Source organism: Clostridium lapidicellarium, from assembly GCF_041224415.1.
GTDB lineage: Bacteria > Bacillota > Clostridia > Clostridiales > Clostridiaceae > Clostridium_B > Clostridium_B lapidicellarium.
In genome coordinates this window covers 137863-156045 of sequence record NZ_JBGFFE010000003.1, presented here as the reverse complement: position 1 = coordinate 156045, position 18183 = coordinate 137863, and the positions used below count along the sequence as shown (strand labels likewise).

16 protein-coding genes and 1 pseudogene are annotated in these 18183 nt (G+C 36.0%); 14 read left to right on the top strand and 3 right to left on the bottom strand.

The features are described from left to right. The first annotated feature begins 54 nt into the window (after window positions 1–54). Window positions 55–1014 (top strand): RluA family pseudouridine synthase, encoded by a 960-nt coding sequence (locus AB8S09_RS04350; RefSeq protein ID WP_369868529.1) that lies wholly within the window; start codon window positions 55–57, stop codon window positions 1012–1014. A gap of 24 nt (window positions 1015–1038) precedes the next feature. Further along, window positions 1039–2646 (top strand): putative polysaccharide biosynthesis protein, encoded by a 1608-nt coding sequence (locus AB8S09_RS04345; RefSeq protein ID WP_294182458.1) that lies wholly within the window; start codon window positions 1039–1041, stop codon window positions 2644–2646. Between the two features lie 8 nt (window positions 2647–2654). Here AB8S09_RS04345 and spoVB read toward each other — a convergent pair whose 3' ends face one another. The 3 genes and pseudogenes from spoVB to AB8S09_RS04330 all read right to left on the bottom strand — a co-directional run bounded on the left by spoVB (window position 2655) and on the right by AB8S09_RS04330 (window position 4398). Continuing rightward, window positions 2655–3986 carry a stage V sporulation protein B gene (gene spoVB, locus AB8S09_RS04340; protein ID WP_294182460.1) on the bottom strand — a complete coding sequence of 444 codons (1332 nt, stop codon included), beginning with the start codon at window positions 3984–3986 and terminating at the stop codon, window positions 2655–2657. Between the two features lie 135 nt (window positions 3987–4121). Beyond that, window positions 4122–4226 (bottom strand): annotated as a pseudogene (locus AB8S09_RS04335) (MerR family transcriptional regulator); the annotation flags it as partial. Further along, a complete protein-coding gene (locus AB8S09_RS04330) occupies window positions 4222–4398 on the bottom strand; it encodes a hypothetical protein (protein WP_294182609.1) in 177 nt (58 codons plus the stop codon). The pseudogene AB8S09_RS04335 and the gene AB8S09_RS04330, both read right to left, overlap by 5 nt. Before the next feature lie 427 nt (window positions 4399–4825). On the opposite strand from AB8S09_RS04330, the gene AB8S09_RS04325 reads away from it, so the two are divergent. From AB8S09_RS04325 to AB8S09_RS04270, 12 genes are all read left to right on the top strand, one after another. Beyond that, complete coding sequence (locus AB8S09_RS04325) at window positions 4826–5122, top strand: DUF6506 family protein (protein WP_294182462.1); 297 nt, start codon at window positions 4826–4828, stop codon at window positions 5120–5122. A gap of 33 nt (window positions 5123–5155) precedes the next feature. After that, window positions 5156–6022 (top strand): lipoyl synthase, encoded by an 867-nt coding sequence (gene lipA, locus AB8S09_RS04320; RefSeq protein ID WP_369868528.1) that lies wholly within the window; start codon window positions 5156–5158, stop codon window positions 6020–6022. A 133-nt stretch (window positions 6023–6155) separates the two neighbouring features. Continuing rightward, the gene (locus AB8S09_RS04315) at window positions 6156–8099 is read left to right on the top strand and encodes a sigma-54-dependent Fis family transcriptional regulator (protein WP_369868527.1); all 1944 of its coding nucleotides are present in this window, start codon (window positions 6156–6158) and stop codon (window positions 8097–8099) included. Window positions 8100–8361: 262 nt separating this feature from the next. Next, complete coding sequence (locus tag AB8S09_RS04310; RefSeq protein WP_369868537.1) at window positions 8362–9297, top strand: thiamine pyrophosphate-dependent dehydrogenase E1 component subunit alpha; 936 nt, start codon at window positions 8362–8364, stop codon at window positions 9295–9297. A 5-nt stretch (window positions 9298–9302) separates the two neighbouring features. Then, entirely contained in the window at window positions 9303–10274 is a 972-nt protein-coding gene (locus AB8S09_RS04305; RefSeq protein ID WP_369868526.1) for an alpha-ketoacid dehydrogenase subunit beta, read from the top strand. 42 nt (window positions 10275–10316) lie between these two features. Then, complete coding sequence (locus tag AB8S09_RS04300) at window positions 10317–11504, top strand: dihydrolipoamide acetyltransferase family protein (RefSeq protein WP_294182474.1); 1188 nt, start codon at window positions 10317–10319, stop codon at window positions 11502–11504. A 40-nt stretch (window positions 11505–11544) separates the two neighbouring features. Beyond that, the gene (gene lpdA / locus AB8S09_RS04295; protein ID WP_294182477.1) at window positions 11545–13032 is read left to right on the top strand and encodes a dihydrolipoyl dehydrogenase; all 1488 of its coding nucleotides are present in this window, start codon (window positions 11545–11547) and stop codon (window positions 13030–13032) included. Window positions 13033–13111: 79 nt separating this feature from the next. Then, a complete protein-coding gene (locus AB8S09_RS04290) occupies window positions 13112–13681 on the top strand; it encodes a GDSL-type esterase/lipase family protein (protein ID WP_294182478.1) in 570 nt (189 codons plus the stop codon). Window positions 13682–13750: 69 nt separating this feature from the next. Further along, window positions 13751–15058, top strand: a complete 1308-nt coding sequence (locus tag AB8S09_RS04285) for a PQQ-dependent sugar dehydrogenase family protein (protein ID WP_369868525.1) — start codon at window positions 13751–13753, stop codon at window positions 15056–15058. A 38-nt stretch (window positions 15059–15096) separates the two neighbouring features. Next, a complete protein-coding gene (locus AB8S09_RS04280) occupies window positions 15097–15813 on the top strand; it encodes a zinc dependent phospholipase C family protein (protein WP_294182485.1) in 717 nt (238 codons plus the stop codon). Window positions 15814–15906: 93 nt separating this feature from the next. Beyond that, window positions 15907–16446: a class I SAM-dependent methyltransferase gene (locus tag AB8S09_RS04275; protein ID WP_294182487.1), complete on the top strand. Its 540-nt coding sequence runs from the start codon at window positions 15907–15909 to the stop codon at window positions 16444–16446. An 8-nt stretch (window positions 16447–16454) separates the two neighbouring features. Beyond that, window positions 16455–18164 (top strand): B12-binding domain-containing radical SAM protein, encoded by a 1710-nt coding sequence (locus AB8S09_RS04270; RefSeq protein WP_369868523.1) that lies wholly within the window; start codon window positions 16455–16457, stop codon window positions 18162–18164. The last annotated feature ends 19 nt before the right edge of the window (window positions 18165–18183 follow it).

Genomic DNA, 18183 nt, shown 5'->3' with positions numbered 1-18183 from the left:
AGATGTAAAATATATCAAAGTTAATACAACATGAAAAATACTGGAGAGATAATTATGAAAGTTGAAATTGGGAACAACGAAGCTGGCCAGAGATTGGATAAATTTTTGAGAAAGTGGTTAAAGGATGTACCTTTAAGCGGAATATATAAATCTATAAGAAAAGGTGACATTAGGGTAAATGGCAGGAAGTCCAAAGAAAATTATTCACTGCTCAAGGGAGATGTAGTGGAGACCAAGTATATAATTTCCAAGCACAAAGATACTAAGCTTAGAAGATTGGGAAGTGATCTTTTAAAGATAACCTATGAAGATAGAAACATACTTCTAGTTGAAAAACATCCCGGAATTTTGGTACATTCAGATGGAAACTCAAAGGATCCAACTTTAACCGACTATGTACTTTCATATTTGTATGACAGAGGTGAATACGATCCGCAAAAGGAAATTACCTTCACTCCCTCACCCTGCAACAGGTTGGACAGAAATACCTCTGGTATAGTTATATATGGTAAGAACTACGACACTTTAAAATTGCTGAATGAAATGATAAAAAACAGGGATATAAAAAAATATTATGAAGCCGTGGTAAAGGGAAAAATAAAAGAAGGAATATATGAAGGATATATTTTAAAGGACATAAAGAATAATATGTCTGTTGTATATGACGTTCCCAGAAAAAATACTAAAAAAATTTCCATGGATATAAAAGTTATCCAGAGCTGTGGTACTTTTTCTTTTATAGAACTGGAACTTATTACAGGAAGGAGTCACCAGCTCAGGGCGCATCTGGCGCATTTGGGCAATCCTATAATAGGGGACTCAAAATATGGGATATCTGAAGTGAACAGCTTTTTTTACAATAAGTATGGATTGAAATATCAATATCTTTATGCGTATAAATTAAATTTCAGAAATTGTCCTAAACATCTAAAGTATATGGAGAACAAGACAATATCAGAAAGTCTTCCGCCTGTATTTAGAAAAATCAAGAATAACTTGTTTAATAAATTTTAGATTTGGTGTAGGGAGTTTTAGATTATGAAGGAACAATCAACTGCTAGAGGGTTTGCCATACTTTCAGCAGGGGGAATGCTGGTAAAAGTTTTATCCATAGTATACATACCGCTTTTGATGAGAATAATCGGGGATGAAGGCTACGGCCTTTACGGGGCATCCTATCAAATATATACTTTTGTTTTTGTACTTACAAATTCCGGAATACCAGTAGCTATATCCAAACTCATATCCGAGCTGGATGCGGTGGGAGATTACAAGGATGCAGTAAAGGGATTTAGAATAGCAAGAGCTATGCTCATGGTAATAGGCATGGTAATGTCTGTACTGCTTATGGTTTTTGCATCTCCTCTGGCCAGGGCAATGGGTTATAAAAAAATATATCTGTCACTTTTGAGCCTGGCTCCGGCTATACTGTTTACTTCCGTTGCCTCAACTTACAGGGGATATTTTCAAGGCAGGGGAAATATGACACCTACAGCCGTATCCCAGATTATAGAACAGGTGGTAAATACAATATTCGCCCTGATATTTGCAAGCTATCTCATGAGGTATGGAGTGGAAGTAGGGTGTGTAGGCGGCCCCATAGGTACTTCCCTTGGCGCGCTGGCTTCCGCAAGTTTCCTGATGTTTTGCTATGAAAAAAACAGGACATCCGTATTGTATAGAAAAATAGAAGTCCAAAGAGTAAAAAGGCTGAGCACCAAAAAATTGATGAAAAAGATTATAAACTATGGTGTTCCAATAACGATATGTGTTGGAATGACCTATGCTGGAAATCTTGTTGACGTGTGGAATACAAAAGTAAGACTTATGGCCGGTGGATTGAGTGATGTGAATTCTACCATACTCTATGGATATCTTACAAAATATCAGCAGCTTATGAATGTGCCTATAACCATAATATCTTCTCTTTCCGCAGCTATACTTCCTGCAATATCAGCGGCTTTTGCTGTGAAAAATAACAAAAGGGTAAGAGACAATATAAATTATTCTTTCAGGCTTTGTTTCCTGATTGCAATCCCCTGCGCAGTGGGATTTTCTGTTTTAAGTGATCCTATTTTTAAACTGCTTAAATTCAGAGGCGGATCTTATATTATGGCATGGGGTTCAGTTGTACTTGTATTGATGTCGCTCATGCAGATCCAGACTACAATTTTACAGAGTATAGGTAAACTTTATACGGCTACCTTGTATTCTATATTAGGCATATGTATAAAAATAACTACAAACTATTTTTTGATTGCAGTACCTGAAATCAACATATTGGGTGCTGTGGTAGGCAGTACCGTAGGATTTGCCGTCCCCATAATTTTGAATCATAGGATTATAAAAAGATCTTTAAATGTTAAAATCGAAATGATAGGGCATGCTGTTAAACCTCTGGCGGCTTCAGTTACCATGGGAATTATAGTATATGTCAATTATGTCCTGGTACATTTTATACTGGGATTTATCAAAATTGCCTATATTTTAAATGCAATTTCAACTGTGTCGTCTGTAGCAGTTGGTGTCATTACATATATGTATATTCTGGCTTTAATTGGCGGAATAAACAAAAAAGATCTTCAGTCGCTGCCTTACAGAGTTAGAAAATTGATACCGGGATTTATACTGGCCAAGGTGAAATAGGGAAATTTCTAAGGATTTCCATAGAAATTGTCCTTTATGAGCTCATGCATATTTAATACCAGTGTAGTCAGTGAAGTGAGCATCAGGCTTATACCGCACCCGTATATATTTATCTGGGGTATGCCCGTCAGAAAATATACCAGTATGACGTCCATAACCGAGGATATGAGAGAATTTCTGAGTATTATATTCTGCTTGCCTATTCCATTTAAAATTCCAAAAGTGGATGTGGACACAAATATAACCGGCGCGGATAGTGCAGCAAATCTTATGTAATCTTTTAAATCATATCTTTTATAGAACAATTCCCCCAGATAATCTGAGAGGGCAATACAGGTTACCATAGTTAGTATACCTAGAATCAAAGCTATTTTTATAATTTGAGATATTCTCCTTTCTATTGCCCAATAGTCTTTTTTGCTCATTTTTTCTGATAAGTCCGGTATGAGAACTATGGACATGGAAGTTATGATTGTGACTGGAAAGTATATTATATTCATGGACATTCCGTTAAATTTTCCTATCATACTGAGAGCTGCATCATATTCTATTCCCGATGCCACCAATCTTCTTGGAACTATCAAAGTTGAGAGGGCTGAAAGTGATGTGGATAAAAAACCGTTCAAACAGAGGGGAAATGATATAACGAGTATGTCAAACAAAAGTTGTAATTTGTCTTCTGTGTTTGACAGGCTAAATCCAAATTTTTTCTTTTTTACCTTGTACATAACATATAATACGGTAAAACTTATAAACTCTCCCAGAGTCAGGGTTATATAGGCTGCAGTTACAGTTCCGCTCACATTTTTTAGTGAAAATAAATTTATAAGCAAAGTTATTATTATAATTCGTAGAAATTTTTCAGATATATCTATAAAAGCCGGTATTTTCATTTCGGATATTCCATAAAAATATCCCTTTAGTATGGAGGATAATGATATAAAAAAAATAGCAGGGCACATAACCTGAATAGCATGGACAGCTCTGGTATCTTTTATTATATTTGTACTTATGTATGGGGCGTTTATAAATATCATGCAGACTACAAAGGTGGCCAGCAGTGAATTAAAAGTAAGCGATATGTCTATGGAGCGATTCAGATTATTGAAATCATCTTTGCCGAAATATACCGCAGCCACTTTTGAGATTGCAGTTACCATACCCCCCGAAATAAGGCATATGAACAGATCGTATATCGGCATTATGATTCCATAGAGTCCCATGCCCTCAGCTCCAAGTTTTCTGGACAATATTATTGAAAATACAAATGCAAACACTGAAGTTATCAAATTCGAACATATTAAAATAAGTGTACTTTTTAAAAATCTTTCTCTCTTCATAAAAACTCCTGACTTATGGATTATATTGTATAACTATGACAGGCTTCTGAAGTATATTCTTTTTATTTTGATATTTTCATTCCAATTCCCATATTTCATTTTTCCAAAGGGAAACGACGATTTTGATTCATTTCAAAACCGTCGTTCATTTTCTTCAATCCTTTTTTGTTTGAAACCTTCAAATTTTTCCTTATCGCTCATTATGATTTCTCCTTTCGAGGCAGCAATAGTTTTTTCAACCACTTTGCAAAAGCTTTTGGGGATCACCTAAGAAAATGCCCAATGTAATTTTTTTCGGCATTTTAATACCACCTTTTTGCAGGTGATTTACAGCATTTTCAATTGCTTGTCTAGCTTCACCCCAAGCATTCACAGCCTTAAGCTGATTAAGCATATCAATTGGCAATGTCATCTGCAGTTGTTAAGGGTAAACAAGACATTGCTTCTGGATTGCGCGGCATCATAGTTTTTTTAAATATGGGCGCGAACAGCTCAAGAAATTTTTCATTGAAAAATGCCGACCTATCTTTGTTTGGTAAGGACATCATATCACAATAAAGTTTGTATGTGTCCAAAATATTAATTTCCATAATCTCACCTTTCCTAATGCTTGATAGCTAAATCCCATACTTATATTTTGAGATTAATTAAAGTATAAACTATTACGTAGCGTAAATGTCAATGAGTGTGCTGCAATTGCTTTTAAATTCCCATTTTGAAATAGTTTTTTTCCCATAATTGGATTCCAGAGGATTTTTTAGAAACATTTCAGTACTTGTAACACTGGATCAATTTATGCTTTAAAAATCAATAAAAAACACAGGAGGATTGATTGTATAATGAAAGCTGCATTTATTTTTTTGGCACCAGAGGCCAATCCTAAAATTCATAAAGCTATTATAAAAACACCTGAGATGGAACTTATCAGCATAGGTGTTTCAAGCTATGATGATGCTTGTAAAGTGAGCGTGAGATTAGCTGTAGATAATGTTTCGGCAATAGAATTATGCGGTGGTTTTGGAATAGACGGTACCGCCAGAGTGAAAAATGCCGTAAGAAATAAAATACCTGTAGGGGTGGTAAGGTTTGATATCCATCCGGGACTTGAGAATAAAAGTGGAGATGAAATTTTCTAGTTGGAGATTGGATAAAAGAAGGGAGGAGTTTTATTGAATTCGAGACCTGAATGGTTAAAAATGAGAGCACCGGATTCAGGTGTGTTGGATAAAATGGAAAATATGCTAGATAAGCTTTCACTTCATACGGTTTGTGAAAGTGCAAATTGTCCCAACATAGGGAGATGTTTCAAGAACAAGACGGCTACTTTTATGGTTATGGGAAACACCTGTACTAGAAACTGCAGATTTTGTGCTGTGGATAAGGGAAAACCGGAAAAGCTTGATTATGAAGAACCTAAGAACGTAGCCATTGCCAGTAAAAAACTTGGACTTAAACATACAGTTGTAACTTCTGTTACAAGAGACGATTTAAAAGACGGTGGTGCGGGGCATTTTGTAAAGGTTATAAAAGCCATAAGAGAGGAAAATCCACAGTCCACTATAGAACTTCTGATACCCGACTTAAATGGCAACTGGGATGCTTTGAGAAAAATACTTGATGCCGGACCGGATGTGCTGAACCATAATATTGAAACAGTAAGATCTCTGTACGATAAAGTCAGACCTATGGCAGTTTATGATAGATCTATCGAATTGCTGAGACAGGTAAAAATTTTCAATAAAGATATATACACCAAATGCGGCATAATGTTGGGACTGGGGGAAACTGAAGCTCAGGTTGTAAAAGTAATGGATGATTTGATTAAAGTCAATTGCGACATGCTGACAATAAGCCAGTATCTCAGGCCATCCAGAAAGCATTTACCTGTTCTAGAATACATCCCGCCTGAAAAATTTGCAAGATACAGAGAAATAGCACTGCAAAAGGGGTTTAAAGTGGTTTTTTCAGGACCTTATATAAGAAGTTCCTATAGGGCCTTTGAAGGTATGAAAATGCTCAATAATTTAAAAAATTAATAATTTCCGCAAGCTAGACACCGGCCTAAAAAGCCGGTTCTGTTTTTTTAATTTTTTGAATTAACAAATATATGTATTGTATAATATATACAGGAGTGTGTTATATCTCGTATAGAATTTAGGGGGAAGGATTATGGGCTATATAGATAAAATTAAGGAGAAACGCCGTAGGTTTATAGAGTACAATGAAATACCAGAAGATGTCAGGCCAGATATCATGGATTCATGGGTAAGATGCAAGAATTACGGAGTTGGTGAAAACAGCAACAAAGCCAATATTCTTTCTAAAAGCGAATTTGATGCCGTACTTGAGGAAAAAAAAGAGTTTATAAGAGTTTGTCTGCCTGTGATGTTGAACTTATATGAGATTTTAAAGGATACCAATTATTCAATTATATTGACGGACGAAAATGCAGTCATATTAAAAATTTTGGGAAATGAAAGAATAATGACTGCAAACAGGAATTTAGATTTCTTGGAAGGGCGCAGATGGAAAGAGGAAGACGTGGGTACCAATGCTATAGGAACCTGTATTTATCTGGATAAACCTGTTTGGACACTAGGTGCGGAACACTATTGTAAAGAGCAACACAAGTGGACATGTTCTGCGGCACCGATACACAACAGCAGGGGAAAAATAATAGGATGTATTGATCTTTCAGGGAGTCTCGTAACTTTTCATTCACATACCCTTGGTATAGTGGTTGAGGCCTCTCATACCATACAGGAGAGGTTTGCCATAAGTGAGCACAGAAAATGGACGGAAGTGGCATTTAATTCAATAAAAGAGGGCATGCTGGTATTGGACAATAAGCTCAAAGTCAAATATTTTAATGAAAAGATATGCAGCATATTTGGAATTGATAAGAATGAGATGTATGAACTTAACATGAAAATTCTGCTTAAAGATATAACCAGAGATATGTATGAGCTGGGCGGCAGTGGAAAGATTGCCTATAGAGAGGTAAGTCTTTATATAAAAAACAGAAGAATAGAATGTAATGTGAGTGTGACCCCTGTCCTTATGGGCGAAGATTATACTGGTTTTGTAATTGTTGTACAAGAGGCAGATACCATGCGGGGGGTGGTAAACAAAATAGCAGGTTTTTCTTCTAAATATGATTTTAACAGTATACTCACCCGCAATCATAAAATGATGAACATAATTGAAGATGGAAAGAGAATAGCCCAAAATGAATGTACAGTATTGATAACAGGTGAAAGCGGGACGGGAAAAGAATTGTTTGCCCATTCTATTCACAATGGTAGTAGAAGATGTAGGGGACCTTTTGTGGCCATAAACTGTGCGGCACTCCCGAAAGATCTTGTAGAAAGTGAACTGTTCGGTTATGAAAAAGGCGCTTTTACAGGGGCATCCAAGGAGGGAAATCCCGGTAAGTTTGAACTTGCAAACGGGGGCACTATATTTTTAGATGAAATTGGAGAATTACCTCTTGAAATTCAATCGAAACTTCTGAGGGTTTTGGACAATCATACTGTTGCCAGGATTGGTGGAAAATATGAGAGAAATCTGAATGTTAGAATTGTGGCAGCCACTAATAGGGACCTTATAAAAGAGATAAATGCAAGAAATTTTAGAAGCGATTTGTATTTTAGGTTAAACGTGTTTAATCTGAGGCTAATTCCGTTAAGAGAGCGGAGAGAAGATATAGAAATGTTTGTAGATTTCTTTTTAAACAGGTTGAGTAAGAAAAACGAAATACAGGTGAAACACGTGGATAGAGAGTTTATAGATATCATAAAAAACTACAACTGGCCCGGGAATGTAAGGGAACTTGAAAATGTGGTTCAAAGAGCATATTATCTATCCAAGAATGGAATTATAACAGCTTCCCTAATACCTGAATATATAGTGGAAAGTGTTAAAAATGACGAGGATTATATAATCCTTGAAGATAAATCGAAACGTGGAATAAAAACTGCAGAACAGGTGGAAAAAGAACTTATCGTTAAAGCACTGCAGCAGTGCAATGGTAATGTAATAGATGCAAGCAAGCTGATTGATATGGGTAAATCAACACTATATAGAAAAATCAAGAAATATAATTTGAAATGATAATAGAGATTTTATTTTTCATTCCCAAAATGGGAAAGAAATAATTCCCGTTATGAAAAATGTTCTTTGAATATTTGGCAAAATTAGGTCTCTAGTACTGAACTTTACACTTGGCATGAATATTGCTTCGTGAATAAATAGACTGAAAGAAGAAATGCTGAATTTTCATATGTGTTTAATCTTATGGGGAGGGATTATTTTGGAAAAAATAGAGAAAAGGTCAAATGTAGAAGATACTGAGCTTATAGATATCTATGACAAAATGTTAAAGATAAGGGCATTTGAAAACATGGCGAAAGACAATTTCGCAGAGGGAAAAATTCCAGGTTTTGTGCATCTATATATAGGAGAGGAGGCAATATCCTCTGCAGTTTGCGAAAATCTAACCGATGCCGACTATATAACAAGTACTCACAGAGGTCATGGCCATATAATAGCCAAAGGGGGAGAACTTAAGTACATGGCTGCCGAACTCTTTGGAAAAGCCACCGGATATTGCAAGGGGAAAGGAGGCTCAATGCATATTGCCGACGCTACAAAGGGAATACTTGGTGCAAACGGTATAGTAGGTGCAGGTCAGGATATAGCCTTGGGTGCGGGAATGAGTGCTCAATACAGGGGAACGGATCAGGTATGTGTATGTTTCTTTGGGGATGACTCCACAAATCAGGGTACATTCCATGAATCGCTTAATATGGCAAGTGTATGGAAGCTGCCTATTGTCTATGTCTGTGAAAATAATGGATATGGGATATCAACTTCGCAGAAAAGACACCAGAATATAAAAGATATATCTGTAAGGGCAAAAGCTTACAATATACCGGGAATTACAGTAGACGGAAATGATGCTGTAGCAGTTTATGCTGCTTCCCGAAAAGCCATAGAAAGGGCTAAGAGAGGTGAAGGACCAACTTTAATAGAATGTAAGACCTACAGGCAGAGAGGACATTTTGAAGGAGATTCTGCACCGTATAAACCAAAAAGTCAACAAGAGGCATGGCTTAAAAAGGATCCTATTCCGCGTTTTGAAAAATATATTCAGGAAAAAGGCGTTTTAAGTGACAGGGAAATTCAGCAGATGAAAAAATCTGTCGATGCTCAGATTAAGGAAGCAGTTGATTTTGCCATGAACAGCCCTGAGCCGGAACTGGATTCTGTATTTGAAGACGTATACAGCGATATAAAAGAGGAGGTTTGATAGATATGTCAAGAATAAGTTTTTCACAGGCAATAAAAGATGCTATGTGCACCAGGATGCGACAGAACAAGAATGTACTGCTCTTTGGTGAAGATGTGGGCCCTTTTGGAGGATGTTTCGGCGTAAGTAAAGGTATGCATGAAGAATTTGGAGAGATGAGAGTTAGAGATACACCCATTTCTGAAGGTGCCATTTTAGGATGTGCAATCGGATCGGCTGCTACAGGGCTAAGACCCATTGCAGAGCTTATGTTCATGGATTTTATGACCGTTGGAATGGATATGCTCGCAAATCAGGCAGCAAAATTAAGGTACATGTTTGGCGGCAAAATAAATTTGCCCATGGTAGTGAGAGTACCATGTGGAGCTGGATTTCAGGGAGCAGCCCAGCACTCGCAGTGTCTTGAAGCCTGGGTTACGCATGTACCCGGTCTGAAAGTGGTTTATCCGACTACAGCGGCAGATGCATACGGATTGATGCTTACCTCGATAGACGATGACAATCCTGTTGTATTTATTGAACACAAAGGTCTTTATCCTAAAAAAGGTGAAGTAGATGAAAATGCAGATCCAATACCTTTTGGAACTGCGGATATAAAAAAAGAAGGAAAAGATGTCACCATAATAGCCACAGGAAGAATGGTCGATGAGGCCCTGTCCGCAGCTCAAGACCTTTTAAAGGAAGGTGTTGATGCAGAGGTGATAGATCCGAGAACTCTTTTCCCTTTTGATAAAGATACAGTGTTTGATTCAGTGAAAAAGACCAACAGGGTGGTAGTTGTAACCGAAGAAGCTAAGAGAGGTGGTTTTGGCGGAGAAATATCCGCAGTGATAAGTGAAGAGATGTTTGATTATCTGGATGCACCTGTAGTGAGAATTGGAAATTATAATGTTCCGATACCATTTTCGCCTAAACTTGAAAATTATGTACTGCCTAATTCAAATAAAATATCGGCTGCTGTAAAGAAAACGTTATAGGGATATTTGAATATGTAATTCAGATTTTAGGAGGTTTTTTTAATGAGTTGTATTGAAGTAATGCCAAAGCTTGGGATGACTATGAAAGAGGGAACTTTGGTAAACTGGCATAGGAATGAAGGGGAGACGGTAAAAGAAGGTGAAATTCTCTTTGAAGTTGAGACTGACAAACTTACAAATGAAATAGAAGCCAAAGAGGACGGTGTGCTCAGAAAAGTACTTGTTAATGAAGGCGAAACTGTTAAATGTCTTACGCCGGTTGCAATAATAGCCGGTAAAGATGAAGACATTTCAGGGCTTTTAAAACAGGCGGAAGCTGGAGGCAGCAAGGCAGCAGCCCATAAAACCAGTACCAAAGAAAAAATTGAAGATGAAAACATTGATACTGCAGACATTGAAACTCACAGGGTTAAAGTATCGCCTGCAGCTGCAAAGCTGGCAAAAGAACTGAATGTGGATCCTTCAAGCATAAAGAAAAATGGAAGGATAATGAAAAAAGATATACTTGAAGCTTCTAAAACATCTAAAGCAGTGGAAATGCAGCACACTTCAAACAGAGGCGAAAAAACAGTAAAGATGTCCAATATGAGGAAAGTAATTGCGGAGAGGATGAAGAAAAGTGCCAGTATATCGCCTGCTGTCACTTATAATATGACTATGGATACTTCGGAACTCAAAAGGCTAAAAAACAGCATTAAAGATATCTTCAAAGTTACCTATACAGATTTACTTATAAAGATAGTTTCACAGGTGCTTAAAGAATTTCCGCTGGCCAACTGTTCCGTAGAGAGGGATGCGTTTATTTTAAAAGACTATGTAAATATGGGAGTGGCAGTTGCCCTGGATGACGGACTTCTTGTTCCCGTAATAAAAAATTGCGATATAAAAGGACTTAGACAGATTACAGCTGAATTCAATGAGCTTGTAGAAAAAGCCAGGGAAAATAAATTGGTCCCGGATGATTTAACTGGAGGAACTTTTACCATAACAAATTTAGGTATGTTCGGTATAGATACTTTTTCCCCTATTATAAATCAGCCCGAGGTAGCTATTTTGGGAGTTAATAAGATTGTGAATACGCCGGTAGTGGTAAACGGGCAAATAATTGTAAGACCGCTTATGAGTATGTCGCTTACAGCAGATCACAGGGCCATAGACGGAGCTTATGCAGCCCGGGTTCTGCAGAGAATCAAACAGTATGTAGAAAAACCCGGATTGCTTGTACTTTGAGGCAGAATGTAATGAATTTCGATTTGGGAGGTTTTTGAAAATGAGCTGCTTTAATGCAATGCCAAAACTGGAAATGACAGGTCAGGGAGAAAAGAAGGAGTATGGGAAAAATAACACCGGAAAAACGGAAGGCCTGAAACCCAGGAATGTGGTGGTGATAGGTGGAGGACCGGGTGGTTATATATCCGCCATACGTTCTGCCCAGCTTGGAAATAAGGTAACTCTTATTGAGAAGGCAGAACTCGGTGGAACTTGTTTGAATGTAGGATGTATACCTACAAAGACACTACTTTATTCTGCAGAATTGTTCAGTGAAATTAAAAATAGCAGGAATATGGGAATTGATGTGAGTGAAGTTAGTATAAACTGGAAAAATCTTCAGAAAAGGAAAAAAAGAATAGTAAAAAAGCTTGTTTCAGGAGTAAAGAGCCTGCTTGCTTACAATAAGGTAAGTGTAATAAAAGGATCCGCAAAAATGGAAACTGAGAATTCCATTTTAGTTACAAAAGAAGAAGGTGAAATTGAAAAAATTTATTTTGACGATGCAGTGATTTCTACAGGTTCCGTACCATTTGCACCATTAATACCCGGAATAGGACTTGAAGGCGTGCTTGACAGTACTGACGCACTTAATTTAAAGTCGCTGCCCGAAACAATTGTGATCATAGGGGGCGGAGTAATAGGAGTGGAATTTGCAAGCCTTTTTAGCTCCCTTGGAAAGAAAGTTACTATCTTAGAAATGCTTCCATTTATTCTGCCGCCTATAGACAGGCAAATTTCAAGTTTGATTGCCAGAGGATTGGGAAAACAGGGTGTTTCATTAAATACCGAATGTAGAGTGGTTAAAGTGGAAAAAACAGAAGGGAGGCTTAAAGTTTACTTTATTAGGAAAGGCAAGGAAGCAAGCGTGGAAGCTGAAAAAGTGTTGGTAGCCATAGGAAGGCAGGCGAATACAGAAGATCTCAATTTGAAGAAAATTGGGATAAAAACGGGAAAAGGTCATATATGTGTGGACAATCATATGAAGACCAATATAGACAACATATATGCCATAGGGGATTGTACAGGGAAGATTATGCTTGCCCATGTTGCTTCCGAACAGGGTGTAGTGGCCGCTGAAAATATATCAGGTCATAATGTTGAAATGGATTATAAGGCTGTACCATCTTGTGTATATACAAAACCTGAAGTAGCTTCGGTGGGTTTTACCGAGGAACAATTAAAGGAAAGTGGAATTGACTATAAAACAGGGATTTTCCCGATGGGAGCCAACGGCAAAGCTGTGATTTCCAAAGAAACCGACGGGATAGTAAAAATTTTATCGGATAAAAAAACGGAAGAAATTCTAGGAGCCCACGTCATGGCACCAAGGGCTACGGATATTATAGGAGAAGCTGCACTAGCCATAAGACTTGAATCTACATTGGACGAAATCATTACTACAATACACCCGCATCCTACAATAAGCGAAGCTTTTAAAGAAGCTGCGCTGGCTTCTCAAAAAAGAGCGCTTAATTCTATTAATTAAAATTGAATACAATTTTGATAATTCTAAGCTTTAATAAAAACATCAAGGCTTAGAATTATTAATATAGGGGATGGTATGAATGAAACTTGTATGTATAGGGGACAGTCTAACTTATGGATATGGAATTAAGAGAGAGCAGTCCTGGACTAATGTTCTAAAAGATAAAATTGGAATTGAAGTTATAAATAAAGGAATATCAGGGGATACTTCAAATGGCATGCTTTCACGACTTTACAATGATGTTATTTTAAACAGGCCCGATGAAGCCGTGATCATGGGCGGGATAAACGATCTTTTATGGGGCTTGGACATAAAGCAAATTACATCAAATCTTGCTTCCATGGCATTTCAGCTTATGCAAAATTGCGTAAAACCTGTATTTGGATTGTCAATACCAGTTTGTACCGGATGGGCAAGAAAAAAATGGGGATTTATGTCTGACTTTATCAATATAAATGAAAATTTGAAGAAGTTAAATGACGGTATAATAAAATTTTCCAGAGGTTATAATATCGGTATAATAGATTTTTATTCAAATTTTATCGATGTAAATGGAGAAGGACAGAGAAGGTATTATATTGACGGAGTGCATTTAAATGCTGCCGGGAATTTAAAAATGACAGATATTATTTTATTTTCATTGGTCTAAACATTCATATGAGTAAATTTTTTTTAATATAATACTCTAGGATCTTTATTTGGGGAGAGTATTATATTTATGAAAAAATTGTTAAAAGTCTTATCAATACTTATATTTATATCCGCAGCAGCTTTTACAATTCAATTTTACTTCAATAAAACACATCCTAAAATTCAGGTTGAGCTGAAAGATAATGCTCTGAGCTGCAATTTGAAATACAGTGGATTAGAGGGCTCGGTTGATTTCACCAAAGATGAGAAAAACAATTATTATATAGCTTATAAGGACAGAATACAGGTTATAGGGAAGAACGGAAAGAGCTGTGATATAATGAAAGACCCTGTATTGGATATTCACAGTATAGATTACTCTAAAGATAATCTATATTATTCTTCAGGGGATAAAATATATCGTTATAATTTAAAGCAGGGTAAAAATACGGTCCTTTTAAAGAATATACCCAATTACGGTGACTATAAGGACAGCCTGCTGAGAATAAATGGAGATTGTATATATATTTCCATAGGGTCTGCAACTAATTCTGCTGTAGTTGGGGATGATAATAAATGGGTTAAGGAAAATTTCTATGCCCATGATGTAACTCCGGAGGATATAACTTTAGGGGGAATCAATTTTGGAAAATACAGGAGAGGGGCATTTCAAAGCTACAATACAAGGAGTCTGAAAGGCCAGATAGTGCCAAAACATTTTCCAGGAAACGCTTCTGTTATAACCTATGATATAAATAATGGAAACAGTGAAACCTTTGCTTGGGGAATAAGAAATATAAACGGAATGGATTTTACCAGCACAAATAAGCTCATATGCAGCGTGGGAGGCATGGAAAATAGAGGCAGCAGGCCTGTTGTAGGAGACACGGATTACATATATGAGATAAAAAAAGGAATATGGTATGGGTGGCCGGACTACAGCGGCGGAGACCCTGTTATTTCTCCGAAGTTTAAAAGTGTGAAGGGATCACCGCTGCAATTCGTACTCGACAATCATCCGAGTACGAATCCGCCGGCTCCGCTGTATCAGCACAAGAATGTCGGAACACTTGGGTCCATAGCTGTGGATTCAAGTGGAAACTTGAAATCAAAGGACTGTATATTTTTTTACGATAATTCGGATAATATGATCTATAGTTCCCGCGGTGCAGGTTCTCCATTGGCAGAAATTGAGCTTGGAAAAAATTCAATAATATCCAGCATGAAGATATGCGATGAATCACTGATGATACTTGACGAGAAAGAAGGTTACCTATATAGTATAAAAAGAGGTAAGGTCAACGCAGGGACGGAAATTGGCAGGAATATTTATTTATACTTACTTTTAACAGTAATACTCAGCATTATATTGATTTTAAAAAATCAAAATTCCTAGAATTATAATATTATATTTAAAGAGGAGATTATTTTTGGATGAAACATGGAATTGAAAAAACTTATGGAAGTGCTGTTAAAGGTATATTCTTTGCGGTAAACCCACTTAAGAAGAGGATTATGAAGACCAACTGCACTGTGCATAAATTTATAATTATACAGGCTATAGAGATATTGAAAATCAATGGATATTCGAAAGAGTATGATTTTTTTAGAAAATATGTAAGAGCTTTGAATATTGGAGTCACCTGGGCGGATCAGGATTTTAAAAGTTCAAATCATTTTTATCATATAACCAGGGGCAGAGGATTATATGGCTTCTCGGATGCACTTACAGAATGCAAAAAATATTACAGCAAATCAATGCAGTTTTTAAAAGGCGGAGAAATTCAAAGGGCATTGTTCTACTTTGGAGCATCCTGCCACCTTGTCCAGGATGTTACAGTGCCGCAGCATGTGAATAACAAACTTTTAAACAGCCATAGAAAATTTGAACTCTGGATAATAGGCAGGCTTTTGACGGATTACTCCTTTACTACGAATGAATCACCTATAGTGTATGAAAAGGTGGATGATTTCATAAAAAATAATGCCATAATGGCAAATAGCACTTATATAAAAAATAGGAATATAGAATCTAGAGAGGAAAGATATAGTAAAATATCCACGGTTATTATAAGAGAAGCTGAGAGAACTACGGCAGGGTTTATGGTAAAATACTTTAACGAGATCAAAAATTCTAAAATTCTTCCATAGATTGGAGGATTTTTTTTTCTTTTACAGAACATATACAGTAGATAATAACATATTATGTATTTTATCCGAATATTACGGGGGACAGTGATTTAATTGAATAAAAGTATATTTATAAATATGGAAAACGAGATATTTAAGGGAAGTTTACTGGACATAGGACTTAGCAATCAGGGTATAGTATATAATATATATAAGCAGTTTAACGATGACATAAATGTTGAATATATAAATGGGAAGGATGAACAGGAAAACATAAGGGAGAACTATTATGATAATTGCATAATGCTTTTTTCTTTTGACCGTATGTGCTTTAATTTTAAAAAGAAAAATTTTATAATGGACATACATAGATATTTAAATAAAAATGGACTTTTACACATATGGGATATAGACAAGGGCTATAATAAAATTTTCTATGGTGATATAAAGATAGCAATACCGGGCGGAAAGCTTAAAAAGATAAAAATAAGAGATTTTAATATTTTAAAAAACAGTTCTAAGGAGAATACCTTGAAACTGCTGGACGGATATTTTGAAATTCTGGATTCTAGAAATTCAGATGGAATTTATTATATAAAAGCCAGGAAAAAAAATCCGCTGGTTAAAAATCATGATGATTTGGAGGCAAACTAAAATATTATATGAAGATATTATTGACTGCATTAAATTCAAAATATATTCACAGCAATTTAGCAATAAGATATTTAAGGGCTTATACTGAAAAGCTTGATTATAACTGCACTATAAGAGAATTTACCATAAATGACATACTGGAAAGGGTACTGGAGGAAATTATGGGTGAAAATCCTGATATAGTGGCTTTTTCCTGCTACATATGGAATATAGAGTATGTCAAATCCCTGGCTGTACTCATTAAACTTGTAAACCCCAAAATCAAAATTTTGTACGGCGGACCGGAAGTATCCTATGACAGCCGTGAATTTTTGAAAAGTACTGCGGGAGATTATGTAATAATAGGGGAAGGAGAAGAAACTTACAGTGAATTTGTAAAATTTCTGATAGAATATTTTCAAAATTCAAAGGAAATGACAAATGAGAGTGTTTTTTCAAATCTCAGGAATATAAAGGGCCTTTGTTTTAGGTGGCAGGACGGGATAATTTTAAATGAACCAAGAAAATTAATGGATAGGGATAAAATAGCATTTCCCTATGATCTAGAAGAAGATTTCCGGCACAAGATAATTTACTATGAATCCAGCAGAGGATGTCCGTTTAACTGCAAATACTGCCTTTCTTCCACTATCAAAGGTGTCAGATTTCTCAACGTCGAAAGAGTGAAAAAAGAACTTGAGTTTTTGATAACAAAAAATATAAGTCTTATAAAGTTTGTAGATAGAACATTTAACTGCAATCATGAGTTTACTGTTGAACTCTGGAAATTTATAATAGATTTGGATACGGATATTACATTTCACTTTGAAATTTCAGCAGATGTCCTTACCAGCGATGAAATAGAACTACTTCAAAAAGCCCCTAAAGGGAGAATTCAGCTTGAAGTAGGAGTTCAGACTACAAATGATGAGATTTTGAGCAATATAGACAGGTATGTTAAATTTAAGGAAATAGAAGAGAAAGTTAAAAAGGTTGAAAAATATCACAATGTAAGACAGCATCTCGATTTAATAGCAGGGCTTCCAGGAGAAGATTTTAAATCATTCAAAAAATCCTTCAATGACGTGTATTCTTTAAGGCCGGATGAAATTCAGCTTGGTTTTCTGAAACTTTTAAAAGGTTCTTCAATGAGGGAGGAGGCAAAAAATTGGGGTATGGTGTATTCCCCCTATGCCCCTTATGAAATCTTGAGAACTGACAGCATAAGTTACAGGGAGCTTGTTATATTGAAAAGGGTGGAAAAGGTAGTAGATAAATACTATAATTCTGGAAAATTTATACATATAGTGGACTATTTTGTGGCCAGATTTGAAACGGCTTTTGATTTTTATTATGAACTCGGCATGTTTTTTTATAAAAATGGATATCTTAGCAGAAATATATCATCTGTGGAATATTACAGGGTATTTATAGAATTTGAAAAACAGTTCCTAAATGAAAAAAGCATTGAATTAAATGAAATAATAAAATATGATTATCTTAAATTCAACAAAAAAAGGTGGCTCCCTGATTTTCTTGTGAGATATAAAAATAAAAATGAAGAGAAACTTTTAAAACAAAAAATAAAGGATAAAGGCACAGTGCTGTCAAAAAATTATCATATAGAAAAGTTTTCTATAAATATAGAAAAACTTTTAAGAGACTCTCGCATAGAGAAAAAAGACGGATATGTGATATTTGACGGAAAAAGAGAATTGTATTTTTTTGATCACTTTTAAATTACAGTAAAGGAGTTGG